The sequence below is a fragment of the Nocardioides sp. genome, assembly GCF_029937575.1.
Lineage (GTDB): Bacteria > Actinomycetota > Actinomycetes > Propionibacteriales > Nocardioidaceae > Nocardioides.
On sequence record NZ_JAPYPS010000063.1, the window covers coordinates 1 to 23,792 of the forward strand.

Consider the following 23,792-nt stretch of genomic DNA (forward strand, 5'->3'; position numbering starts at 1 on the left):
GACGCACGACGGGCGATGGCCGTCGGCGACATGGCCCGCACCCAGCTCGCCCTCGACCTCGCCACCGACGACCCCGACGGCGACGACCCTGACGGCGACGACGACCACACCTCAGGCACCACCGGGGGTCGTGGGGTCACGATCTACGCCCACCTCGACCCCGACAGCCCCCACGCCACCCTCGACAACCCCGCCTGCAACGACGTCCTGATCGAGCAGATCAAGGCATGGTGCCAGACCGTCGGCAACACCGTGACCATCAGACCCGTGATCGACCTCAACACCGAGATCTCGACCCAGGCCTACACCCCCACCGTCAAGCTCGCCGAACAGGTCCGGCTCCGCGACCAGTGCTGCGTCTTCCCCCACTGCACCCGACCCGCCCGCTACACCGACCTCGACCACCGGCACCCCTTCGACCAGAAGAACCCGACAGCGGGCGGGAAGACCACCACGTCCAACCTCGCACTCCTGTGTCGGCGCCACCACCGCACCAAGACCTTCTCCCCCTGGACCTACGAGACACCCCAACCAGGGGTCTACGACTGGACCAGCCCCACCGGCACCCACTTCCGCGTCACCCGCGGCCGACGCCACGGCCGGATGCCCATCACCACCCGCCTCGACCACGACCCACCGGCCGACCGGCCGCCACCCGAACCCTGAACACCCCGCCCCGCCACCCCGCCCACCACAGCGGGGCCATCGGCATGCTCGCACCTCGCCGCGGCCTGTCCGACACGCTCTGGAGGCCGAGTTGCCCGCCAGGTACTGGGCAAGCGTCATGGCGCGAGGCAAGAATTCGCTGCCGGCTCGAAGCGCACGCTCATGCCGAGAGTCGGGCGGTCATCCTCCGACCGTGCCCGTACTAAGAGGGCCGACTAGCGATCCGTCACATCCGCGTCGCAACACCTGTCACGGCGACCACTTGCCCACCCGCCAGGAGCACCACGTACACATAGTCGTGTGTACGAAACGAGAGGGTCTCAGGATCGGCTACCGGGGTCCTCAGCACCTCTACGAAGGCCTCAAGGCCGAGGATCTCCGGGCCCTCCCCATCTTGGAAGCGGGCAAGACGCACCTCGTAGGTGTGCAGGTCGAGCCCGCCAGGAGAAACAGGCAGCAGTTCGACGCTTGTCGCGTCTAGCAACGGTGTCGCTTGCATCGCCAGCGGGTGTTCGCTCGCCTCCAGCAATCGGATGAGTTCGCGCGCGCTGATGTATCGAGAGTCTGGCACCCGCCGCATCTTGCCCCACCCGCACCGAGGGCTTTGTCCCGATCATGCCGCGATCCGCGCGCATCGGCGTGCTCTCGCGCCACCTCGAGCGTCCATCACAGAGCAACCGCCCGCGCCAGGGCAGGCAGCAGCATCCGATAGCCCTCGCCGCTGAGGTGAAGGTCTCAGCGTCGAACGCTCGGGTGCCCAGGGGGCGAGAGCAGTGGCTGGGAGTCGACCAGCGTCGCGGAGGTCGACTCAGCGACAGCAGCGGCCACCGCTGCGTACTGACCCATCACGGCGCTCGATCGCTCTCCTTCGCCGAGTCGCGACTCGTCGACGCCGGGTGAGGACGTTCTCGCCGAGTCGGGGAAGCTCGCGTCCGATGCGGGCGAGGTGGCTGTCTCCCAGCAGAAGATGCGCACCGCCACGACCCCAAGCCCGCTGTACCCGTCCGTCAGCCCAGCTCGGCCCGCGTCGGCGGGTCCGCGCCGGGCCGTGACACCGTGACGGCGGCGGCGCGAGCCGCATGGGCCAACGTGGACACCGGGTCCAACCCGTCCCACAGCGCGTCGACGATCCCGGCCGAGAACGTGTCCCCGGCTCCGATCGTGTCGACCACGGTCGCGATCTGCACCGGGGCGGAGACGGCGCCGTCCGCGTCGTACCAGGTCGATCCGTCTCCCCCGCGGGTCACCACCACCGCAGCCGGGCCGAGCGAGAGCAGGTGGGCGGCGGCTCCAGCGAGGTCGAGGTCCGGGTAGAGGGCGTCCAGGTCCTCGTCGCTGGCCTTGACCACCTCGGCGCGACGGACCACCGCCTCGACCCGAGCGACGACCTCCGGTCCCACACCGGTGATCGCGGGGCGGGCGTTGACGTCGTAGGTGATCCGCGCATCGGGCAGCCGGTCCAGCAGCGCGAGCACGTCGTCGCACCCGGGCTCGACGACCGCTCCCAACGAGCAGGCGTGCACGAACGCGGGAGGATCGTCCAGCTCCACCGGGCCCACCCGCCAGTCCAGGTCGAAGTCGTACGACGCCGCACCGTCCGCGCCGATGGTGGCCACCGCGCTGGAGGTCCGCTCCAGCACGTGCGGGTCGCTCGCCACCTCGACGCCCGAGCCGGCGAGGTGCTCGGCGACCAGCCGACCGCGCGCGTCGTCGGCGTACGCCGTCGCGAACCGCACGGGACGGCCCAACCGCGCCAGGGCCACCGCGACGTTGGCAGCGCTCCCACCCGGCCGCTCGATGCTCAGGCCGTCCTCGGTCGTGACGACATCGATCAGGGACTCGCCGACCACGAGCACGTAGGGCTGCATGGCTCCTGCCTACCAGTCGCGCCCCGCCCCGGGCACTACGGTCGTGCTCGTGACCGTGCTGCCGCTCGACCCCGCGTCCACCGACCCGCTCTACGAGCAGCTGCGCTCGCAGATCGCGGCACGCGCCACGTCCGGCGAGCTGCCCGCCGGCACCCGCCTGCCCACCGTGCGTCAGCTCGCCGTCGACCTCGGCATCGGGGTGCGCACGGTCCAGCGCGTCTACACCGAGCTCGAGGCCGACGGCATCGTGGTCACCGAAGGACGGCGCGGGACGTTCGTCGCCTCCCCCAGCGCCCCCGGGAGGACGGCGGACGCCGTCGAGGCGGCCGACGCGTACGCCGTCGCAGCTCGCCGCCTCGGCCTGACTCTCGCCGAGGCCACCCGCGTGCTGACGCAGCGTTGGGGTGGCAGCGACGTCGGCGGCGCGGGATAGCCTCCCCGGCATGGCCCTGGACACCTCGCCCGAGCAGCCGGCACCGGTCCGGCAGATCGCCAACGCGATCTCGGGCTGGATCGACCGTCTCGGGTCGGTCTGGGTCGAGGGCCAGGTCGCCCAGCTCAGCAAGCGCCCGGGCCTCAACACCGTGTTCCTGACCCTGCGCGACTCCGTGGCCGACATCTCCGTGCCGGTGACGTGCTCGCGCACGCTCGTCGACTCGATGAACCCGCCCCTCGTGGAGGGCGCGAGCGTGCTGGTGCACGCCAAGCCCTCCTACTACGCCACCCGCGGCTCGTTGTCCCTGCAGGCTCGCGAGATCCGGATGGTCGGGCTCGGCGAGCTCCTCGCGCAGCTCGAGCGGCGCCGCCAGCTGCTGGCGGCCGAGGGGCTCTTCGACGCCGCCCGCAAGCGCCCGCCGCCCTTCCTGCCGGGCACTGTCGGCCTCGTCACCGCGCCACGGTCGGCGGCCGAGCGCGACGTCCTCGACATCTCACGCCGGCGCTGGCCGGCGGTGCAGTTCAGCGTCGCCCACGCCACGATGCAGGGCCACCGCTCGGCCGGTGAGGTGATGGCGGCGCTGGCCCGGCTCGACGCCGACACCGCCGTCGACGTCATCGTGATCGCCCGCGGCGGAGGCTCGGTCGAGGATCTCCTGCCCTTCTCCGACGAGGGTCTGCTGCGCGCGGTCTCGGCGGCGCGCACCCCCGTGGTCTCGGCGATCGGTCACGAGCCGGACCAGCCGCTCCTCGACCTGGTCGCCGACGTGCGGGCCGCCACGCCCACCGACGCCGCCAAGCTGGTGGTGCCCGACGTGGCCGCGGAAGCACACGCCGTGGCGTCTGCGCGGGAGCGGCTGCGCTCGATCACCTACTCGTTCCTGGCCCGGGAGCAGGCAGGTCTCGACGCCCTCCGCTCGCGACCCGCCCTGGCAGACCCCCGCACGCTCGTCGACGAACGGACCGCCGAGCTCGCCGCTCTCCTCGCTCGCGCCCGGCGCACGGTCGGGCACTCCCTCGACCGGGCCGTCGACGACATCGGTCACCACCGTGCTCGCGCCCGTGCTCTCTCGCCGTTGGCGACGCTGGAGCGCGGGTACGCCGTCCTGCAGGCGTCCAACGGCACGGTCCTGACCTCCGTCGACGACGCCTCGGCCGGCGACCGCGTCAGCGTGCGCGTCGCCGACGGACGGGTGCACGCCGACGTCACCGCGATCTCACGCGCAGACCAGTCCACCGAGCGGCCCGCCGGCCGCCCCGACGGCCAGGAGGCCACCGATGACCGCTGACACCACCGACGAGAAGCCGTCCTACGAGGAGGCTCGCGAGGAGCTCATCGAGGTCGTGCGTCGCCTCGAGACCGGCGGCACCACCCTCGAGGACAGCCTGGCCCTGTGGGAGCGGGGAGAGGCGCTGGCCACCACGTGCCAGGAGTGGCTCGACAATGCCCGCGCCCGCCTCGACGCGGTCGTCGAGAAGGACGTCAGCTCGGCGGAGTGACCGGCTCGGGCGTCGCCACCTCGTCGGTCCCCAGCCGTGACACCAGGTCGGCCAGCTCGTCGGCCGGCACGTCCCCGAAGACCAGCACCGTCGTCCCCGCGACCTCGGCGGAGTAGGCGACGTCCCCTCCGTCGTCCGACCAGCCCTCCCACGTGGAGGCGATGTCACCGACGTCGATCAGGGGATCCTCACGGCCGGTCTTCTCGTCGACGTACTGCTCCAGCAGCTCCTCGAGCCTGGCGCTCTCCAGGCTCTCCTGTCGGATCCCGACGAACTCCTCGTCGGAGGTGTAGAGGTTGAAGCGGTACGACGGCTGCTCGCCGAGCTCGGCGCCCACCTCGGTGACGATCCAGTCCTCCGGCAGGCTGACCGGGTAGACGACGTCGAAGCCGTTCTGCTGCAGCTGCTGCACCGAGTCGAGGTACTCGACCGATTCCGGCTGCGGCTCGGGCGGAGTGCCGAAGACCAGGTCGCGCAGCAGGAAGATGCCCACCACCAGGACCACGATCACCACGACGGAGGCGGTCAGTCCGCCGAAGCTGCGGTTGTAGCGCCCCGGGCTCTCCTGGTCGCTGTCCGTCCCCTGCTCACTCACCACGCGATCTTCGCAGGTCGGTACCGCCCCTCGGGGTACACCCCGCCCTGCGTCGCTCAGCCGATACCATGCGGGCCATGAGCCCCGACGCGGTTGTGCCCGAGTTCGAAGTCGCCCCCGAGTCTCCCGACCGCAACCTGGCTCTCGAGCTGGTGCGCGTCACCGAGGCCGCCGCGATGGCGGCCGGACGCTGGGTCGGGCGTGGCGACAAGAACGGCGCCGACGACGTCGCGGTCAACGCGATGCGAGTGATGATCTCCTCGATCGGCATGGCCGGCACCGTCGTGATCGGCGAAGGCGAGAAGGACAACGCCCCGATGCTCTACAACGGGGAGCGCGTCGGCGACGGCACCGGCCCCGAGTGCGACGTGGCCGTCGACCCGATCGACGGCACCACCCTGACCGCCAAGGGCATGACCAACGCCGTCTCGGTGCTCGCGGTCTCGCCGCGCGGATCGATGTACGACCCCTCGGCCGTCTTCTACATGGACAAGCTGGTCACCGGCCCCGAGGCAGCCGACGTCGTCGACCTGCGCTTTCCCGTCGCGGAGAACATCCACCAGGTTGCCAAGGCCAAGGGCAAGAGCGCCACCGACGTCACCGTCGTCCTCCTGGACCGCCCGCGCCACAGCAAGCTCATCGAGGAGATCCGCGCCACCGGCGCGATGATCAAGTTCATCTCCGACGGCGACGTGGCCGGCGCCATCATGGCGGCCCGGCCCGAGACGGGCATCGACCTCATGCTCGGGATCGGCGGCACGCCGGAGGGCATCATCGCCGCCTGCGCGCTCAAGTGCCTGGACGGCGTCATCCAGGGTCGGCTGTGGCCGACCGACGACGACGAGCGCCAGAAGGCCCTCGACGCCGGCCACGACCTCAGCCCCGAGACGATCCTGACCACCGACGAGCTGGTCACCGGAGACGACTGCTTCTTCGTCGCCACCGGGATCACCGACGGCGAGCTGATGAAGGGCGTGCGCTACACCGCCGGCGGCGCCAGCACCCACTCGCTCGTGATGCGCTCGCGCAGCGGCACGATCCGCTCCATCACCTCCGAGCACCGCCTGGAGAAGCTGCGCCCGTTCTCGGCGATCGACTTCGGAGGCGTCTAGTCCGAGCCTGCGAGGACGTGCAACGCCGACAGGTTGAGCAAGCCGCCCGACTCAGGAACGAAGTCGGGGTAGGGCTCAGGCGATCCGGCTCAGCCGCTCCGCGCCGGCGCTGTTCGCGAACGGCGCCTCGGTCACGGCGTCGATGACCCGTGGGTCGACGGCCATGCCGCAGTGTGACGCCGTGACCTCCACCGGTACGGCGATCGGGTCGATGCACGCGCGCCAGTCGACGATCCCGTCGCGGCGGGAGTAGATGGCGGTGAAGCCCACCCCGGGCGCCAGCGGCTCCCGGCTCTCGTCGAAGCTCTGCCGGGCGCACGGGCCGGCCACGCACTCGGCGGACATGAGGCCGGGCAGTCCCACGCGGCTGAGCTGCACCAGCGCGTCGACGCCCCACGACAGCACGCGGTGGTGCGCCGCGGGCGCCAGCATCGGGCTGCCCATGGTGACGATGCCCGAGACGAGGTCCGGCCGCCGCGCAGCCAGCCCACGGGCGATCATCCCGCCGAGGCTGTGCCCCACGATCTGGACCCTCGACCCGCGGCGCTCCGCCAGCGCCTCCAGGCGACCCTCCAGCGCGTCGACCGACTCGAGGGTGCAGCCGACGTTGGCGAGGATGTGGCTGCGATAGGTACGGAAGCCACGCTGGCGCAGGCTGCTGGACATGGCCGACAACGTCGCGTCGCCGGCGAGGAAGCCGGGGATCAGCAGCACCGGGTCGGCCCCCGCCGCGGCACGATCCCCGGAGGTCCGTGCGTGTCGGGACCGACGCTCCTCGCAGGTCCGTACGGCGTACCGACCGACCTCGCCGACGATGCGGGCCTCGTGGAGCAGGGACACCAGGTGGGGGCGGGCAAAGCCCTGCGGGAGCAGGAAGGATGCCAGCGGGCTGTCGCTCATGTGACCCACATTACGCACGTGTTACATCGCGTCACAGGAAAACCGGGTCGGTGCACATGTTCTGCACGCCTGAGGTTGACTGGGGGCATGCCCCGCACGCCCACCGACAAGGTCACCAGGAAGGCCGCCACGGCCCCCGCCGGCACGGCCGCGACCACGCCGTCCGTCGTCGTCTCCGAGGAGCTGTTCGCGCCGGTCTCGGCGGAGATCGAGCTGTGCTACCAGACCTTCGGCGATCCCGACGACGATCCGCTGCTGCTCGTGATGGGACTGGGCGGTCCGATGACGTGGTGGGAGCCGGCCCTGTGCACGCGGCTGGCCGAGGCGGGCTTCTACGTCGTCCGCTTCGACAACCGCGACGCCGGTCGCTCGAGCCGGGGCTCCGGCAAGGTCACGCGGTCGATGCTGGTCCGCGGGTTCACCGGCGTGCGGACGCGACCGCCGTACACCCTGGCCGACATGGCCGCCGACGCCTTCGGCCTGCTCGACCACCTCGGCCTGGACTCCGCGCACGTGGCCGGCGTGTCGATGGGCGGGATGATCGCGCAGACGATGGCCGTGGCCGAGCCTCGGCGGGTCCGCTCCCTGGCGAGCATCATGTCGACGACGGGCAGGCGCAACGTCGGCTGGCAGCACCCGAGCCTCTTCCGCAACCTGCTGGGTCGTGCGTCGGGCCGCGAGGGCTACATCCGCTCGAGCGTGACCACGTGGCGGATCATCGGCTCCCCCGGCTACCGCCAGCCGCAGGAGGCAACGGAGAAGCGGGCCGCCGAGACCTACGAGCGCGGGGTGAGCCTCGCCGGGCTGACCCGGCAGATGGCCGCGATCGTGACGCAACCCAACCGGGAGCCGTTGCTGCGAGGGCTTGCGGTGCCGACCGTCGTGATCCACGGCCTGGCCGACAAGATGGTGCACGTCTCCGGCGGGCGCGCCACGGCCGCGGCCGTCCCCGGGGCCGATCTCCTGCTCATCGACCAGATGGGCCACGACCTCCCCGCAGCCCTGGACGAGACCTTCACCCGAGCGATCCGCCGCAACGCCGACCGGGCATCCGGCTGACACCTCGACCCCGCCGCTCCCGGGTACGACCCCGGGCACACCCCTCGGTGGGCTAGACACCCACGCCCGATAGGGCCAAGGTGGCGAGGAGCACAACGGGAGGAGCCTCATGGCGACGCACGATGGCGTGACGAGCAGAGCGCCACGGAACCAGGTCAGAAAAGTCGTAGCACTGAGTGCCGGGGCGGTGGTGAGCTCCATGCTGACGGCCTGCGGGAGCTCGGGTCCACCGACGTTGAACTGGTACGTCAATCCTGACGGGGTCGACACGCTGACCTCCCTGGCGGAGCAGTGCAGCACCGCCGACTACGACATCGACATCCAGCTGCTGCCCAGCGGGGCGACCGACCAGCGCACCCAGCTGGCCAGGCGCCTGGCGGCCGAGGACTCCTCGACCGACCTGATGAGTCTGGACCCGGTCTTCGTCCCGGAGTTCGCCAACGCCGGGTGGTTGCTGCCCTTCGAGGGCGAGGCCGCCGACGCGGTCACCGACGGCATCCTGGCCGGTCCGCTCGACACCGTCATGTGGGAGGACCAGGTCTTCGCCGCGCCGCAGTGGGCCAACACCCAGGTGGTGTGGTTCCGCAAGTCCCTGGCCGAGGCGGCCGACCTCACCATGGACGACACCGTCACCTGGGACCAGATCATCGAGGCGGCCGCCGACAACGACGGCACCGTCGGGATCCAGGCCAACCGCTACGAGGCGTACGTCGTGCTGATCAACGCCATGATCCTGGGCGCCGGCGGCGACATCGTCTCCGACACCGAGGCCGGCAAGGAAGCCCAGGTCGACATCGACTCCGAGGCGGGCCGCAAGGCCGCCGCGATCATCCAGAAGCTGGCCGACTCCGACGCCGCACAGAGCGACCTCACCGTGTCCAACGAGGGCACCAGCCTCGGCCAGATGTACCCCGACGGCGGGGCCGGCGAGTTCATGACCAACTGGACCTTCGTCTACAAGAACTACCAGGACCTCGTCGAGAGCGGCGACCTGACCAAGGACGACCTCGACGACCTCGGCTGGGCCCGCTACCCGCGCACGGTGGCCGACCAACCGTCGGCCCCGCCGGTCGGAGGCATCGACATCGCCGTCGGCGCCTTCACCGAGAATCCCGACTTCGCCCTCGAGGCCGCTCAGTGCGTTACCACCTCGAAGGCGCAGGAGGCGCTCGCCCGGGACGAGGGCCTGATGCCGGCTCGCGGCGAGGTCTACGACTCTCCCGAGCTGAGCGAGTACCCCGAGGGGCTGCTCGACCTGTGGCAGACCAGCCTCGACGAGGGTGGCGCCAGGCCCAAGAGCGCTTACTACGCCCTGATCTCCGGGGCTGTGCAGAGCGTGTGGCACTCGCCGACCAGCGTCAGTCCGGACTCGACCCCTGAGGACTCTGCCGAGTTCCTGCGCGAGGTCCTCGACGGGAAGGCACTGCTGTGACGATCCAGGCCGAACGACCCGCCCACCGGGAGAGGCCCAGCTCGGGCAAGCCGGTCGCCAGCGACCGGATGCGCGCCGAGGCCCGGCTCGGGCAGCGACTGGTGGCTCCGGCGATCGTGCTGATGCTCCTGGTGACCGCGTTCCCGATGCTGCGCGCGCTCTACCTGTCGTTGTTCAACTACTCCCTGACCGCGCCTGACGACCGCGAGTTCATCGGGCTGGGCAACTACGGCGTCGCCCTGAGCGACCCGCTCTTCTGGAAGACCACCGGCGTCACCGTGCTCTACATGGTGGTGACGGTCGGCTTCGAGCTCGTCATCGGCTTCGCCTTCGCCATGGTGATGCACCGGGTGATCTTCGCCCGCGGCATCATCCGTACCTCGATCCTGATCCCCTACGGCATCATCACGGTCGTCTCGGGCTTCGCCTGGCAGTTCGCCTTCAGCTTCCAGAACGGCTTCGTCAACAACTGGCTGCCCGGCATCAGCGAGAACTTCAACTGGTTCGGCGAGACGACTCCCGCGGTGATCGCGATCATGGTCTCGGAGATCTGGAAGACGACGCCCTTCATGTCGCTGCTGCTGCTGGCCGGCCTCGCGCAGGTCTCGGAGGACATGATCGAGGCCGCCAAGGTCGACGGCGCGACGTGGACCCAGCGCCTGGTCAAGGTCATCCTGCCCAACATGCGTGCGGCGATCATGGTCGCCGTCCTCTTCCGCGCCCTGGACGCCTACCGGATCTTCGACAACATCTTCGTGATGACGGCCGGGGCGGTGAACACCGAGTCGATCAGCTTCCTGACCTACCGCCAGACCATCGAGCAGTTCCAGATCGGGATCGGCTCCGCGCTCTCGGTGCTGCTGTTCCTCTCGGTGATCCTGATCGCGTTCCTGATCGTCAAGATCTTCCGGGTCGACCTCGCCGACGCACGACAGGAGAAGTGAGATGAAGAACAAGATCGGACTGCCCGTCGGCGTCCTGCTGATCCTCGCCTGGTGCCTGCTTCCCGTGGCCTGGATCATCTCGCTGTCCTTCAAGTCGCAGACCGCCATCACCAACGGGAGCCCCGGCTTCTTCCCGGCCTCCGGCGACGGCGCCGGCTGGCAGAACTACGCCGACGTCCTGGCCAACGACCAGTTCCGGCGGGCGATCATCAACTCGATCGGGATCAGCCTGATCGCCACCACCCTGTCGGTGCTCATCGCGACCCTCGCGGCCTACGCCATCGCCCGCCTCGAGTTCCGGGGCAAGAAGCTGGTGCTGACCATGGCCCTGGTGATCGCGATGTTCCCGGTGGTCTCGCTCGTCGGGCCGCTCTTCGACCTGTGGCGCGCCGTCGGTCTCTACGACACCTGGCCCGGGCTGATCATCCCCTACCTGTCCTTCACGCTGCCGCTGGCGATCTGGACCCTGTCGGCCTTCTTCCGCGAGATCCCCTGGGAGATGGAGCAGGCGGCCCAGGTCGACGGCGCCACGTCCTGGCAGGCCTTTCGGCGCGTCATCGTCCCGCTCGCCGCCCCCGGTGTGTTCACCGCGGCGATCCTGACGTTCTTCTTCGCTTGGAACGACTTCGTCTTCGGCATCTCGCTGACCTCGACCGAGGCGGCCCGCCCGATCCCGGCGTCGCTGTCGTTCTTCGTGGGCTCCGACCCGTTCAACCGGCCGGCGTCCCTGCTGGCCGCCGGGGCGGTCATCTCCACGATCCCGATCGTCATCATCATTCTGCTCTTCCAGCGCAAGATCGTCGCCGGTCTCACCTCCGGCGCAGTGAAAGGTTGACCCCATGGCTGCCATCGACATGAAGAACATCGTCAAGAAGTACGGCGACGGGTTCCCCGCCGTCAACGACGTCAGCATCGACGTGCAGGACGGCGAGTTCATGATCCTCGTCGGCCCCTCGGGGTGTGGGAAGTCCACGCTGCTGCGGATGATCGTGGGGCTGGAGGACATCACCGACGGCGACATGATGATCGGCGACAAGCGGGTCAACGACCTCGCGCCGCGCGACCGCAACCTCGCCATGGTCTTCCAGAACTACGCGCTCTACCCCCACCTGACGGTCTACGAGAACATCGCCTTCCCCCTCCGGCTCGCCAAGGCTCCCGACTCCGAGGTCGACGAGAAGGTGCGCGCCGCGTCGGCGACCCTCGAGCTCGACGAGCACCTCGAGCGCAAGCCCGGCAACCTCTCGGGTGGCCAGCGTCAGCGGGTGGCGATGGGGCGGGCGATCGTCAGGGACGCGGACGCGTTCCTCTTCGACGAGCCGCTGTCCAACCTGGACGCCAAGCTGCGCGGCCAGATGCGCAGCGAGATCGCCCGCCTGCAGAAGCGGCTGGGCATCACCACGGTCTACGTCACCCACGACCAGACCGAGGCGATGACCTTGGGCGACCGGGTGGCCGTCCTCAAGCGCGGCGTCCTGCAGCAGCTGGCCACCCCGCGTGAGCTCTACGAGAACCCCGGCAATCTGTTCGTGGCCGGCTTCATCGGCTCGCCGCCGATGAACTTCCTGCCCGCCACGGTGGAGGGCACGTCGGTGCAGCTGCCCTTCGGCTCGGTCGAGATCCCGGCTGCCAAGGCCGCCAAGGCCGAGGGCCGCGGACTCCTGATCGCCGGCGTGCGCCCGGGCGACTTCGAGGACGCCGCGGTCGCCGACAAGCAGGGCGGCTCGACCTTCCACGCCACCGTCGACCGGGTGGAGTGGCTGGGCAACGAGGCCTACGCCTACGTCCCGTTCGAGGCCCCCGACGAGGTCCGGGACCAGCTGACGCAGCTCGAGAAGGACCTCGACGGCGACTCCCTGCGCACCCAACTCGTCGTCGGGCTCGACGGCTCCAGCCGAGTCGCCGCCGGCGACGAGGCCGAGATCTGGATGAACACCGACAAGCTGCACCTCTTCGACCCGGCGACCGGGGAGAACCTCACCGTCGACCGCGAGCGTGCCGGTCGGCTCGAGGAGCGTGCCCTGACCACCGTGTAGCCGCGGTCCCTGCGATGCCTGCGCCGCCGTCCCACCCGACTACCGGGTGAGACGGCGGCACTGCTTCGGGCCGCAGTCGACCCATGCCAGGAGCCGACGCTTCAGCTGGCGGACGTAGCGCTTGTCGTGCTGACGCTTGAACACGTTGGTGTCCTCCCAGGGCCGCTGGTAGCGGTAGAGCTCCCAGGCGTGGTCGGTCCGCCCCGGCGCCTTGTCCAGGTCCACGCGCACCAGCAACCCGTCGTCGCTGCGCACGGCGACGTACGACGGGATCGCGTCCAGCCGTCCCCCGCTACCGGGATCGGCGTCCGGCTCCCCCGGGCGTACCGGCCCCTGGGTGTGCTCGAAGAAGGTGAACGCGGCGCCCTCGACCCGGTCGGCTGCCGGGTCACCCAGGCTCGCAGCGAAGCTGGCCCCGGCGCGGAAGCGCAACGGCGTCCGGCCGGCGAGCGTCTCGATGGTGGGCGCCAGGTCGATGTTGCTGACGTAGCCCGACCTGCGACCGGCGACGACGCCGGGGCCGGTGACGACGAGCGGCACCCGCGTGTCGGAGTCGTACGGCGTGCCCTTGCCGCCGTTGAGCCCGTGCTGGCCGAGGTGGAAGCCGTTGTCGGAGGTGACGATCAGGTAGGTGTCGGGACCGATCACCTGGCGCAGGCCACGCAGGGTGCGGTCGACCGACTGCACCATCCGTGCCCGGTCGCGGTAGCGGACGAGTGCGGCTTCCCGGCTGAGCCGACCGATCGGCCTGCGCCATGCGGGAGCCCGGGTGACCTTGCCGCGCTTCACGTAGTACGGCCGGTTGTCGGACGGGTCGTCGCCGTACCCGGCCAGGTCGCGCAGCGTCAGTCGCGAGCAACGACGCGGTCCACAGTTGCCACCGGGCTTCGCGCTGGAGGGTCGGTCACGGAAGGCGGCCGGGAAGACCGGGTCGTTGCGCCAGGCGGGCACGATCCGGGCGTGCGAGGCGTAGGTCGCCACGTGCAGGAGGTACGGCGTCCCGGACGCTGCGCCCTTCTCGAGTCGCCGAGCCAGCGCGGTGGCTCGCTGCTGGGTGACCGTCCCGACGTACGCCTTGTCCTTGACCGCGCGTGAGGCCGACTCCGCGGGCCGGGGATGGTGGACCAGCCGCAGGCCCGACCCACCGGCGCCCCGGGTCGTCGTGCGGTAGTACCCCCAGCCGTTGTAGCCCTCGCCGGAGATCGACTCGAACTCGTCCCAGCCCGGCACCACCGGCGGTGGCGTGCGAGCGCCACCCGGGGCACGCCCGGGCTCGTACTCGTTGAGGTACTTGCCCAGGAACGCCGTCCGGTAGCCCGAGCGCTGCAGCGCCGTGTTGTAGGAGCGCTGCGGACCCCGGTGGGCCCGGAACGCGGGCCAGCCACCGAGGTCGGCACCGGGTCCCCCGCTGGTGTTGGTCTGCACGCCGTTGAGGTGGGGCGGCTGACCGGTGAAGGTCGCGGCGCGCGAGGGGCAGCACAGGCTGTTGACCACGAAGGCGTTGTCGTACGTCGCGCCCTCGCGCTGCAGAGCACGCAACGTGCGCATGGAGCGCACCAGCTCCAGGGACGCGTCGTCCATCACCACCACCACGAAGCTGGGTCGCACCGGCTCGGTGGTGACGCCGGAGCGCGTGGTCGGACCTCCCGTCGCGGCGGCGGTCGCCAGCTGCCCCGCGGGGAGCAGCGTGACCAGCAGCGTGACCACGACAGCGCCGAGCAGTGCACGACCAGCCAAGAACCCCATGACCCGAACGGTAGGTCAGCGACTCAGTCGTGCGCAGCGTTTCGGCGCACAGTCCACCCAGGCCTCGAGCCGACGGCGCAGCTCGCGCGCGTAGGGCAGGTCGTGGTCGGAGTCGAAGACGTTGACGTCCTCCCACGGCCGGTCGTAGCGGTAGAGCTCCCAGGCGAAGTCGTCGCCGTAGAAGGTCCGGTCGAGGTCGACCCGGACGAGCAGGCCCTCCTCGCCCCGGACGGCGACGTAGGAGGGGATGATGTCCAGCCTGCCGCCGCTGCCGAGGTCGGCGTCCGGCTCGCCGGGCAGCACCGGCCCGTAGGTGTGCTCCATGAACACGTAGCGCCCACCGGGAGCGGTCGGTGTGCCGAGGGTCTCGGCGAAGCTGCGGCCCGCGCGCTCCCCGCTCGGCTCGGCGCCGGCCAGCGCCTCGATGGTGGAGGCGAGGTCGATGTTGCTGACGACCTGCTCGCGCCGCCCGGGGACCACACCGGGTCCGGCGACGACGAGGGGCACGCGCGAGTCGGAGTCGTAGGGCAGGCCCTTGCCCCCGTTGAGGCTGTGCTGGCCGAGGTGGAAGCCGTTGTCGGAGGTGACGATCAGGTAGGTGTTGTCGTCGACCGACGCCCCGATCTGTCCGATCATCCGGTCGATGGACTGCGCCATCTGGGCACGCTCGCGGTACCACCGCGAGCCCTGCTCCTCGGTCAGCCGGAACGGCTCGGTGCGCCAGGACTCGGCGAGACTGACGGTGCCCGCCTCGTCGATCCGGAACGGCACGTTGTCCGCGCTGGGATCCGCGTATCCGGGCAGGTCCGCGACGCTGAGCTCGGTGCACGGCACGGCACCGCAGTTGCCGTCGGGGCTCTTCTCGCTGGGCCGGTCGCGCAACGCGGGCGGGAAGATCGGCTCGCCGGGGTACGACGGTGCGGTGCGGCCGTGGGTGCCGTAGGGAGCGACATGGAGCAGGAAGGGCTTGTCCCGCTTCTCGTAGCGGCGCAGCAGCCGCAGGGCGCGCTCGGCGATCACCGTGCCGGCGTACGTCTTGTCGACCTTGCGCATCGACTCCAGGTCACGGTCGGGACGCGGGTACTCGCGCAGGGTGAGGGCCGCGTCCTCGCCGTCGCCCTCGATGCTGGTCCGGTAGAAGCCCCACCCCTGATAGGCACCACCACTGACCGACTCGAAGTCGTCCCAGCCCTCGATGAGCGGCGGCGCGATCCTCGATCCGAGCGAGGTCCGGGGCGGCTCGTACTCGTTGAGGTACTTGCCGACGAACCCGGTCCGGTAGCCGGCCTCCTGAAGAGAGACGTTGTAGGAGCGCGCGGCGTCGTCGTTGTCCTCGAAGGCCGGGTAGCCGCCCAACGCCCCCAGCGGTCCTCCCGAGGTGTTGGACAGCACACCGTTGAGGTGGGGCGGCAACCCCGTGAAGGTCGCCGCGCGCGAGGGGCAGCACAGGCTGTTGACCACGAAGGCGTTGTCGTACGTCGCCGACTGCTGCTGCATCGCCAGGGCGTTCGGCATGGTGCGCAGCAGCTCGGTGGAGAAGTCGTCCATCACCACCAGCACGATGTTGGGCGGTCCGGCGGGAGGAGGCGGCTCGGGTGTGGCGGTAGGAGTCGGACCGGCGGGTCCCCGCTCGGGCGGCACTCGCACCGCCGGAGGGGGGTCGTCGGACCCGGCAGCGAGAGGAAGGTTCGACTGTCCGGCCCCGCCGGGCGGGGCCGGGATCGCCGCCGGCAGCAGCGCGAGCGCGACCCCCGCGACGAGGATGCCGACCGCCCCCAGCACGGCGCGCCCGTGCCCTCCACCTGCTCTACCCATGACGCGGCCCATCCTGCCTCGTGACTGGTGACCATCGTGAACGAACTCGCCGGGCGGTGCCCTACTCCTCCTCGCGCGGCGACTGGGGGACGTTGACTGTCGCCCCGAGCTCGATGAACTCGCGCGACTTGCGCTCCATCCCGTCCTGCGCGAAGCGGTCGCGCACGTCCTGGCTGATGCGCATCGAGCAGAACTTCGGACCGCACATCGAGCAGAAGTGGGCCGTCTTGGAGGCCTCGGCCGGGAGCGTCTCGTCGTGGAAGGCCTGGGCCGTGTGCGGGTCCAGGGAGAGCGCGAACTGGTCGTGCCACCGGAACTCGAAGCGTGCCCTGCTCAGCTCGTCGTCCCACTCCCGGGCCCGAGGGTGCCCCTTGGCCACGTCCGCCGCGTGCGCGGAGAGCTTGTAGGTGATGACGCCGGTCTTGACGTCATCGCGGTCGGGAAGCCCCAGGTGCTCCTTCGGCGTCACGTAGCAGAGCATCGCGGTCCCGTGCATCGCGATGGTGGCAGCACCGATGGCGCTGGTGATGTGGTCGTAGCCCGGAGCGATGTCGGTGACCAGCGGCCCCAGGGTGTAGAACGGCGCTCCGTGGCACCACTCCTGCTGGAGCGTGACGTTGCGCTCGACGAGGTCCAGCGGCACGTGTCCGGGGCCCTCGACCATCACCTGTACGTCGTGCTCCCAGGCGCGGGCGGTCAGCTCGGCCAGGGTGCGCAGCTCGCTGAGCTGGGCCTCGTCGTTGGCGTCGGCGGTGCAGCCGGGACGCAGCCCGTCGCCGAGGCTGAAGCTGACGTCGTAGCGGGCGAAGATCTCGCACAGCTCGTCGAAGTGGGAGTAGAGGAAGTTCTCCTGGTGGTGTGCCAGGCACCAGCCCGCCATGATCGACCCGCCGCGCGACACGATGCCGGTGACCCGCTCGGCGGTCAGCGGCACGTAGCGCAGCAGCACGCCGGCGTGGATCGTCATGTAGTCGACGCCCTGCTCGCACTGCTCGATGACGGTGTCGCGGAAGATCTCCCACGTGAGCCGGTCGGCCTCGCCGTCGACCTTCTCCAACGCCTGGTAGATCGGCACGGTGCCGATCGGCACCGGACTGTTGCGCAGGATCCACTCGCGGGTGGTGTGGATGTCGTCGCCGGTGGAGAGGTCCATGACGGTGTCGGCGCCCCACGTCACCGCCCAGGTGAGCTTGTCGACCTCCTCGTCGATGCCCGAGGTCACCGCGGAGTTGCCGATGTTGGCGTTCACCTTGACCAGGAACCGGCGCCCGATGATCATCGGCTCCGCCTCGGGATGGTTGACGTTGGCCGGGATGATCGCGCGGCCGGCGGCCACCTCGCTGCGCACGAGCTCCGCCTCGCAGCCCTCCCGGGTCGCGACGAACAGCATCTCCGGGGTGACCACCCCGGCCCGGGCGTAGTGCAGCTGGGTCGCGCGGCTGCCCGCGACGCTGCGCAGGGGCCGCCCGGTGCGCCCCGGCCACGGCTGGTGGACCGCTCCGCGACGCACTGCTCGTGAGCCGTTGTCGAGGAGCTCGACGGCGCGGCCGTCGTACTCCTCCACGTCAGCGCGCTCGAGGATCCACGGGCGCCGGATCGGCGGCAGGCCCTGCTCGGGCACCGAGCCCGGGCCCTCGGTGCTGTAGCGGTCGAAGGTGTCTCCGTTGGTGAGTGCGACGCGGGTGACGGGCACCTGGATGTCGCTGCGCTGGCCTTCGGGGCCCTGGACCAGGACCCGGGTGTGGGCTTCGTGGACGGTCATCGGTTCCTCATTTCGTGGGGTGGTGCGGTGGATCGTGCAGGGAGTGCGATGTGGGGGACGGGTCCTCGACCGCGGCCGAGCCGCCAGTCGCTGCCGACGACGAGGCGGGCGCGGGTGAACTCCGCGGCGGCTCCCACGACCTCGACGTCGACGCGCCGGTCGGCCGAGCTCGCCACCAGGGCGGCCAGGGCGGCCGAGAAGGTGCAGCCGGTGCCGTGGTCGTTGGTCGTCCGGACCCGTGCGTGCCGGACCGGCTCGGGCGGGCTGCCGGGACGGGCGAGCCAGTCGATGCCGTCCGCTCCGCCGGTGAGCACGACTGTGGTCCCCAGATCCGCCAGGCGACGGGCCAGGTCGGGCGCGGGCCCGTCGAGGCCGGTCAGGGTGCGCGCCTCGTCCAGGTTGGGCGTGACGACGGTGGCGACCGGGAGCAGGTGGTCCCGGTAGGCGCCGACGACGTCGGCGCCGCCCAGCACCGCTCCGCTCGTCGCGACGAGCACGGGGTCGACGACCAGCGGGAGCGCGGCTGCCCGCGCCGCGACGAGGCGCACGACATCCGGGCTGCCGAGCATGCCGGTCTTCACACAGGCCACCGGGAGGTCCTCCATGACCGCGTCCAGCTGGGCGGCGACCACGTCGGGCGGCACGGCGTGGACAGCGCGCACGCCCAGGGTGTCCTGCGCGGTCACCGCCGTGACCACGCAGGCTCCGTGCACACCGAGGGCGGAGAAGGTCGTGAGGTCGGCCGCGACCCCGGCGGCCCCACCGGAGTCGGTGCCGGCGATCGTGCAGGCGACCGGAGGGGTGGGGCTCATCGCAGCGCCGCCACCAGGTCGGCGACCTCGCGTGCCGGGTCCTGGGCCCGCATCACCGCACCCATCACGGCGACGCCGTGGGCGCCGGCAGCGCGCGCCTGCGCAGCATTGCCACGATGGACACCGCCCAGGGCGAGCACGGGGAACGGGCTGCTCGCGAAGAGCTCCGCCGGCACCGGCGGCCCGTACCCCGGCTTGCTCGCACTCGTCGCGTACGGCGACAGCGTGGCGTAGTCGCACCCCTCGGCGGCCGCGCGTGCGAGCTCGGCGACGTCGTGACACGAACGTCCGAACACGGGCGGGCGCCGACCCGGCGGCAGCGGCTGCGTGGCGGCCAGGTGCAGCCCGTGCGCACCCGGGTCCGGGCGACGGGAGGCCAGCACGGTCAGACCACAGTGGGCAGCGAGCTCGGCGACGAGGTCGCTGCGCTCGGCGGTGGGGAGATCGTGCTCACGCACGACCACGTGGGTCAGTCCGGCGTCGGCGCACTCCTGGACGACCTCGCTGAGCCCGCGCCGGCGGCGCAGAGCCCGGCGGTCGGTGAGGACCATCAACCGCGGGATCACGGCGCTCCCACCCTCCCGCGCACCGGGCTCGACGCCCGCGCCGACGTACGGCGGGGGATCCGGCCGGCACGACGGGCCTCCCGTCCCGCCTGGACCCCGAGCCGCACGGCCCGTGCCATCGCGACCGGGTCGTCGGCCCGGGTCACCGCGGTCGCGGCCAGGACCGCGGCACACCCGAGCTCCATGGCCAGTGCGGCATCCGAGGCGGTGCCGATGCCGGCGTCCAGCACCACCGGCACGTCCACCGAGGCGGCGACGGCCTCCAGCGCCGCCGGGTTGAGCACACCCTGCCCCGACCCGATCGGGGATCCCAGGGGCATCACCGCGGCGCAGCCGACATCGGCCAGGCGACGCGCGACCACCGGGTCGTCGGTGGTGTAGGGGAGCACCACGAAGCCGTCGCGCACGAGGATCGAGGCTGCCTCGATCAGCTCCATGACGTCGGGCAGCAGGCTGATCTCGTCGCCGATCACCTCGAGCTTGACCCAGTCGGTGTGCAGCGCCTCGCGGGCCAGGTGCGCGGTCAGCACCGCTTCCCTGGCGGTGGTGCACCCAGCGGTGTTGGGCAGGACCCGCGCACCGGCTGCGGCGAGGGTGGCCAGGAGCCCGCCGTCGTCACGTCCCGAGGAGCGTCGCATCGAGACGGTCACCAGCGAGGGCCGGGCAGCGGCCAGGACGTCGGGCAGCAGCGCCAGCCGGGCCAGTCCACCGGTGCCCAGGAAGAGTCGCGACGCCAGCTTGACCCCGCCGATGCTCAGCGTGTCGGTCGTCATCCGCCCTGCACCGCCGTCACCACGTCGACGACGTCCCCGGACACCAGGACCGTGCTCGTGTGCTCGGCGCGCGGGACGACCTGCCCGTTGACGGCGACGGCGCACCCGTGGCCGACATCGACGACGTCCCCCAGGGTGCTCCCGGGATCGGCTCGCACCGGCTCCCCGTCGAGGAGGATGGTCAAGGACTCGGTCATCTGGGCTCCAGGAGTCGTCGTGGGTCGGTCGTCGGTTCGAGGTGTCCGTGGTCGAGGTGGTCGGCGACGAGCTGGGCGGTCAGCGGCGCCAGCAGCACGCCGTGGCGGAAGTGCCCCGCGGCGAGGATCACGCCGGGCTCGTGGGTCGGGCCGACCAGCGGCAGGTTGTCGGCGGTGCCCGGTCGGTCGCGGGCCGTGGTCTCGACCAGCTCGGCACGGTCCAGGCCGGGCAGCAGCTCGCGGGCGGCCGTCAGGAGTCGGGCCACTCCGCCGACGGTGACCCTGGCCGCGGTGTCGTGCTCCTCGCTGGTCGCTCCGATGACGACCTCGCCGCCCGGGCGAGGAACGACGTAGACCGCCTCTCCGCGCGCCCACCCGCGCACCGTCCGCCGCGGCGGGTCGTCGGTGCGTGCTCGGACCACCTCGCCGCTCACCCGCCGCACCAGTGCGGCGTACGGCTGGGGCAGCACGGCCCCGGTCGCGATCACGGTGAGGTCGGCACCGCGTGACGTCGACTGCACCGGGACCCGGTCGAGCAGTGCGCCGAGCACAGCGCGTGGGTCGACGCTGTGGTCCTCGGGCAGGAGCGCACCTCCGGCGACAGTGGCGAGCGTCGGTTCGAGCCGCCGACAGGTGCGCGCGTCGACCTGCTCGACGCAGCCGCCGAGCGAGTCGACCAGACCGGCCTGGCGATCCACCTCTTGGAGGTCTCCCGCGTCACGACCGACGAGGAGCGTCCCCGTGCAGTGGACCCGGACGCCCAGCGAGTCGGCGAAGTCGGGCCACAGCGCCAGGCTCCGTCGCCCCAGCTCGAGCAGTGCCTGCTCGCCGTGCCAGACCTCGGCGGAGGGACTCAGCATCCCGGCGGCGGCGTACGACGCCCCGCGTCCCGGGTCCGGGTCGACGACCTCGACGCCGTACCCACGGCGCGCCAGCTCGTCGGCGACCGCGAGTCCGACGATCCCGGCCCCGAGGACCTCGACGCGCATCACGCGATCACGTCGAGCAGCTCCTTCGCGGCACCCACAGGGTCGGGTTGTCGCCAGATCGCACCGATCACGGCAAGGGAGTCGGCGCCCGCGGCTCGTACCTCGGCCGCGCGTGGGGCGGTCACCCCGCCGATCGCCACGAGCGGAAGAACGCCGGCGGCGCGGCGGACGGACTCCGGCCCGAGGGGCTCGGGCAGCCCCGCGACGCTGTCGGTGGCGAAGACCGGACCGAGACCCGCGTAGTCGGCCCCGGCCTCTCTCGCGGCGATCACCTGCGCACGGTCCCGGCACGTCGCCCCGACCAGCAGGTGCGGCGCGATCCGGCGCGCGTCGGCGACGGGCAGGTCGTCGGCCCCCAGGTGGACGCCGGCGGCGCCGGCCGCCAGCGCCAGGTCGACCCGGTCGTTGACCACGACGAGCGCGCCGTGTCCCTCGACCTGTCCACGCACGTGTCGGGTCAGCTCGAGGACCTCGCGGTCGGGGCGGCCCTTCGCCCGGACCTGGAACCCCCGCACGCCTGCTGCGGCGAGATCCGCCAGGACGGTGAGGTCGTCGGTGGGCCCGACGAGACAGAACAGGGACGGCAGCACACGGTGAGACACGGAAAGCTCCTCGCTTCCTTCGCCGGCATGACCCGGATCAGGTTCAACGGTCGGAGCGGCCTCAGCCCCATCTCAGCCCACTGCCGTGGACTCCCGTGGTGGATGACGCCACCGTAGCAACTGCTGAACCGCCGACGCAGCCAGGTCGACCGAGGCGTAATCTGGTGGCTCGTGGCGACCGAAACCGAATTCCGTTACTCCGACCTCCTCCCCACGGGCGCCGACGACACGCCGTACCGCCTGATCACGCGGGAGGGCGTCACGACCACCGTGGTCGACGGCCAGACCTTCCTCAAGGTCGACCCGGAGGCGATCCAGCGGCTGACGGCCGAGGCGATGCACGACATCAGCCACTACCTGCGCCCCGCGCACCTGGCCCAGCTGCGCAAGATCATCGACGACCCCGAGGCGTCGGGCAACGACCGGTTCGTCGCCACCGACCTGCTCAAGAACGTCAACATCTCCGCCGGCGGCGTGCTCCCGATGTGCCAGGACACCGGTACGGCGATCGTGATGGGCAAGAAGGCCGAAGGCGTGCTGACCGGGGCCGACGACGCCGAGGCGATCAGCCGCGGGGTCTTCGACGCCTACACCAAGCTCAACCTGCGCTACTCACAGCTCGCGCCGCTGACGACGTACGAGGAGAAGAACACCGGCTCCAACCTGCCGGCCCAGATCGAGCTCTACTCCACCACCCAGGGTTCCCAGGGACCGGAGTACAAGTTCCTCTTCATGGCCAAGGGCGGCGGCTCGGCCAACAAGTCGTTCCTCTTCCAGGAGACCAAGGCGATCCTCAACCCGAAGCGGATGCTGAGCTTCCTCGACGAGAAGATCCGCTCGCTCGGCACCGCCGCGTGCCCGCCGTACCACTTGGCGATCGTGATCGGCGGCACCAGTGCGGAGTTCGCCCTCAAGACCGCGAAGTACGCCTCGGCGCACTACCTCGACAACCTGCCGACCGAGGGCTCGATGGATGCCCATGGCTTCCGCGACCTGGAGCTGGAGGAGGAGGTCTTCAAGCTCACCCAGTCGTTCGGGATCGGCGCCCAGTTCGGCGGCAAGTACTTCTGCCACGACGTCCGCGTCGTCCGGCTCCCCCGTCACGGGGCCTCGTGCCCGGTCGCGATCGCGGTCTCCTGCTCGGCCGACCGTCAGGCGCTGGGCAAGATCACCGCCGACGGCGTCTTCCTCGAGCAGCTCGAGACCGACCCGGCGAAGTACCTGCCCGACACCACCGACGAGCAGCTGGCCGCCGACGCGGACGTCGTCCGGATCGACCTCAACCAGCCGATGGCCGACATCCTCGCCGAGCTGACCCAGCACCCCGTGAAGACGCGCCTGGCGCTGACCGGGCCGCTCGTCGTGGCCCGCGACATCGCCCACGCCAAGATCCAGGAGGTCCTCGACGGTGGCGGCGAGATGCCGCAGTACCTCAAGGACCACGCCGTCTACTACGCCGGTCCGGCGAAGACTCCCGAGGGCTACGCGTCGGGCTCGTTCGGTCCGACCACCGCCGGCCGGATGGACTCCTACGTGAAGTCCTTCCAGGCAGCAGGGGGCTCGATGGTGATGCTCGCCAAGGGCAACCGGTCCAAGCAGGTCACCGAGGCCTGCGACGAGTACGGCGGCTTCTACCTCGGCTCCATCGGCGGCCCTGCTGCGCGGCTCGCGCAGGACTGCATCAAGTCGGTCGAGGTGCTGGAGTACCCCGAGCTCGGCATGGAGGCGGTCTGGAAGATCGAGGTCGAGGACTTCCCCGCCTTCATCGTCGTCGACGACAAGGGCAACGACTTCTTCACCGACCCGTCGGGGGCCGTCACCGTGCCGCTGAGCTCCATCGGCGGGGCCGGGATCCGGGTGCGGTCGGCGGAGTAGCCGCTCCTTCGGGGTCGGTGCCTGTGGTTGCGGTGCCTGTGGTGGCGGTGCCTGTGGTGGCGGTGGTGGGGCCGCGCGCGTAGCCGACCTGCTCCCGCCGTCAAGGAT

Annotated in this window: 24 protein-coding genes and 1 riboswitch; of the genes, 11 read left to right on the forward strand and 13 right to left on the reverse strand. The window is 71.1% G+C overall.

The window, feature by feature from the left end; genetic code table 11:
• Positions 1–666 (forward strand): HNH endonuclease signature motif containing protein (locus tag Q1K33_RS16760; protein WP_300405875.1); only part of this gene is annotated, 666 nt, incomplete at its 5' end.
• A 226-nt stretch (positions 667–892) separates the two neighbouring features.
• Here the strand turns inward: Q1K33_RS16760 and Q1K33_RS16765 are convergent.
• Positions 893–1,237, reverse strand: coding sequence for a hypothetical protein (locus Q1K33_RS16765; protein WP_300405876.1), 345 nt, complete (start codon positions 1,235–1,237; stop codon positions 893–895).
• Positions 1,238–1,673: 436 nt separating this feature from the next.
• The gene (locus tag Q1K33_RS16770; RefSeq protein ID WP_300405877.1) at positions 1,674–2,534 is read right to left on the reverse strand and encodes a PfkB family carbohydrate kinase; all 861 of its coding nucleotides are present in this window, start codon (positions 2,532–2,534) and stop codon (positions 1,674–1,676) included.
• A 49-nt stretch (positions 2,535–2,583) separates the two neighbouring features.
• Here Q1K33_RS16770 and Q1K33_RS16775 point away from each other — a divergent pair, with 49 nt between their 5' ends.
• From Q1K33_RS16775 to Q1K33_RS16785, 3 genes are read left to right on the forward strand one after another with little or no spacing between them, the layout of a single operon-like run.
• Positions 2,584–2,967, forward strand: coding sequence for a GntR family transcriptional regulator (locus tag Q1K33_RS16775; protein WP_300405878.1), 384 nt, complete (start codon positions 2,584–2,586; stop codon positions 2,965–2,967).
• A gap of 10 nt (positions 2,968–2,977) precedes the next feature.
• A complete protein-coding gene (gene xseA / locus Q1K33_RS16780) occupies positions 2,978–4,258 on the forward strand; it encodes an exodeoxyribonuclease VII large subunit (RefSeq protein ID WP_300405879.1) in 1,281 nt (426 codons plus the stop codon).
• Positions 4,248–4,469: an exodeoxyribonuclease VII small subunit gene (locus tag Q1K33_RS16785; protein WP_300405880.1), complete on the forward strand. Its 222-nt coding sequence runs from the start codon at positions 4,248–4,250 to the stop codon at positions 4,467–4,469. The genes xseA and Q1K33_RS16785 overlap by 11 nt, the downstream gene beginning before the upstream one ends.
• Here Q1K33_RS16785 and Q1K33_RS16790 read toward each other — a convergent pair.
• Entirely contained in the window at positions 4,453–5,064 is a 612-nt protein-coding gene (locus Q1K33_RS16790; protein WP_300405881.1) for a DUF4245 family protein, read from the reverse strand. The two genes, Q1K33_RS16785 and Q1K33_RS16790, sit on opposite strands and share 17 nt — an antisense overlap.
• Before the next feature lie 77 nt (positions 5,065–5,141).
• Between Q1K33_RS16790 and glpX the strand changes: the two genes are divergently transcribed.
• On the forward strand, positions 5,142–6,176 hold the full coding sequence (gene glpX, locus Q1K33_RS16795) for a class II fructose-bisphosphatase (protein WP_300405882.1): 1,035 nt from the start codon (positions 5,142–5,144) through the stop codon (positions 6,174–6,176).
• A 75-nt stretch (positions 6,177–6,251) separates the two neighbouring features.
• Here glpX and Q1K33_RS16800 read toward each other — a convergent pair whose 3' ends face one another.
• Positions 6,252–7,076, reverse strand: coding sequence for an alpha/beta fold hydrolase (locus Q1K33_RS16800; protein ID WP_300405883.1), 825 nt, complete (start codon positions 7,074–7,076; stop codon positions 6,252–6,254).
• Positions 7,077–7,163: 87 nt separating this feature from the next.
• Between Q1K33_RS16800 and Q1K33_RS16805 the strand changes: the two genes are divergently transcribed.
• The 5 genes from Q1K33_RS16805 (at position 7,164) to ugpC (ending at position 12,547) form a co-directional block, all read left to right on the forward strand.
• Entirely contained in the window at positions 7,164–8,135 is a 972-nt protein-coding gene (locus Q1K33_RS16805; RefSeq protein ID WP_300405884.1) for an alpha/beta fold hydrolase, read from the forward strand.
• A 199-nt stretch (positions 8,136–8,334) separates the two neighbouring features.
• On the forward strand, positions 8,335–9,567 hold the full coding sequence (locus Q1K33_RS16810) for an extracellular solute-binding protein (RefSeq protein ID WP_300405885.1): 1,233 nt from the start codon (positions 8,335–8,337) through the stop codon (positions 9,565–9,567).
• The gene (locus tag Q1K33_RS16815) at positions 9,564–10,511 is read left to right on the forward strand and encodes a sugar ABC transporter permease (protein ID WP_300405886.1); all 948 of its coding nucleotides are present in this window, start codon (positions 9,564–9,566) and stop codon (positions 10,509–10,511) included. The genes Q1K33_RS16810 and Q1K33_RS16815 overlap by 4 nt, the downstream gene beginning before the upstream one ends.
• Before the next feature lies 1 nt (position 10,512).
• A complete protein-coding gene (locus tag Q1K33_RS16820; RefSeq protein WP_300405887.1) occupies positions 10,513–11,346 on the forward strand; it encodes a carbohydrate ABC transporter permease in 834 nt (277 codons plus the stop codon).
• Between the two features lie 4 nt (positions 11,347–11,350).
• Positions 11,351–12,547 (forward strand): sn-glycerol-3-phosphate ABC transporter ATP-binding protein UgpC, encoded by a 1,197-nt coding sequence (ugpC, locus tag Q1K33_RS16825; RefSeq protein WP_300405888.1) that lies wholly within the window; start codon positions 11,351–11,353, stop codon positions 12,545–12,547.
• Positions 12,548–12,586: 39 nt separating this feature from the next.
• On the opposite strand, the gene Q1K33_RS16830 is transcribed toward ugpC, so the two are convergent.
• The 9 genes from Q1K33_RS16830 to thiE form a co-directional block, all read right to left on the reverse strand.
• The gene (locus Q1K33_RS16830) at positions 12,587–14,293 is read right to left on the reverse strand and encodes a sulfatase-like hydrolase/transferase (RefSeq protein WP_300405889.1); all 1,707 of its coding nucleotides are present in this window, start codon (positions 14,291–14,293) and stop codon (positions 12,587–12,589) included.
• Between the two features lie 15 nt (positions 14,294–14,308).
• Entirely contained in the window at positions 14,309–16,108 is a 1,800-nt protein-coding gene (locus Q1K33_RS16835; protein WP_300405890.1) for a sulfatase-like hydrolase/transferase, read from the reverse strand.
• 61 nt (positions 16,109–16,169) lie between these two features.
• Positions 16,170–17,870, reverse strand: a complete 1,701-nt coding sequence (gene thiC, locus Q1K33_RS16840) for a phosphomethylpyrimidine synthase ThiC (protein ID WP_300405891.1) — start codon at positions 17,868–17,870, stop codon at positions 16,170–16,172.
• Entirely contained in the window at positions 17,867–18,682 is an 816-nt protein-coding gene (gene thiD / locus Q1K33_RS16845) for a bifunctional hydroxymethylpyrimidine kinase/phosphomethylpyrimidine kinase (RefSeq protein ID WP_300405892.1), read from the reverse strand. The genes thiC and thiD overlap by 4 nt, the downstream gene beginning before the upstream one ends.
• Positions 18,679–19,248 (reverse strand): thiamine phosphate synthase, encoded by a 570-nt coding sequence (locus Q1K33_RS16850; RefSeq protein WP_300405893.1) that lies wholly within the window; start codon positions 19,246–19,248, stop codon positions 18,679–18,681. The genes thiD and Q1K33_RS16850 overlap by 4 nt, the downstream gene beginning before the upstream one ends.
• Entirely contained in the window at positions 19,245–20,021 is a 777-nt protein-coding gene (locus Q1K33_RS16855) for a thiazole synthase (protein WP_300405894.1), read from the reverse strand. Before Q1K33_RS16855 ends, Q1K33_RS16850 begins: the two co-directional genes overlap by 4 nt.
• Positions 20,018–20,218 carry a sulfur carrier protein ThiS gene (gene thiS / locus Q1K33_RS16860; protein WP_300405895.1) on the reverse strand — a complete coding sequence of 67 codons (201 nt, stop codon included), beginning with the start codon at positions 20,216–20,218 and terminating at the stop codon, positions 20,018–20,020. The genes Q1K33_RS16855 and thiS overlap by 4 nt, the downstream gene beginning before the upstream one ends.
• On the reverse strand, positions 20,215–21,207 hold the full coding sequence (gene thiO / locus Q1K33_RS16865; protein ID WP_300405896.1) for a glycine oxidase ThiO: 993 nt from the start codon (positions 21,205–21,207) through the stop codon (positions 20,215–20,217). The genes thiS and thiO overlap by 4 nt, the downstream gene beginning before the upstream one ends.
• Entirely contained in the window at positions 21,207–21,809 is a 603-nt protein-coding gene (thiE, locus tag Q1K33_RS16870; RefSeq protein ID WP_300405897.1) for a thiamine phosphate synthase, read from the reverse strand. Before thiE ends, thiO begins: the two co-directional genes overlap by 1 nt.
• Positions 21,806–21,916, reverse strand: a riboswitch (TPP riboswitch). (Overlaps the previous gene by 4 nt.)
• Before the next feature lie 64 nt (positions 21,917–21,980).
• Between thiE and Q1K33_RS16875 the strand changes: the two genes are divergently transcribed.
• A complete protein-coding gene (locus Q1K33_RS16875) occupies positions 21,981–23,684 on the forward strand; it encodes a fumarate hydratase (RefSeq protein WP_300405898.1) in 1,704 nt (567 codons plus the stop codon).
• Positions 23,685–23,792 lie beyond the last annotated feature (108 nt).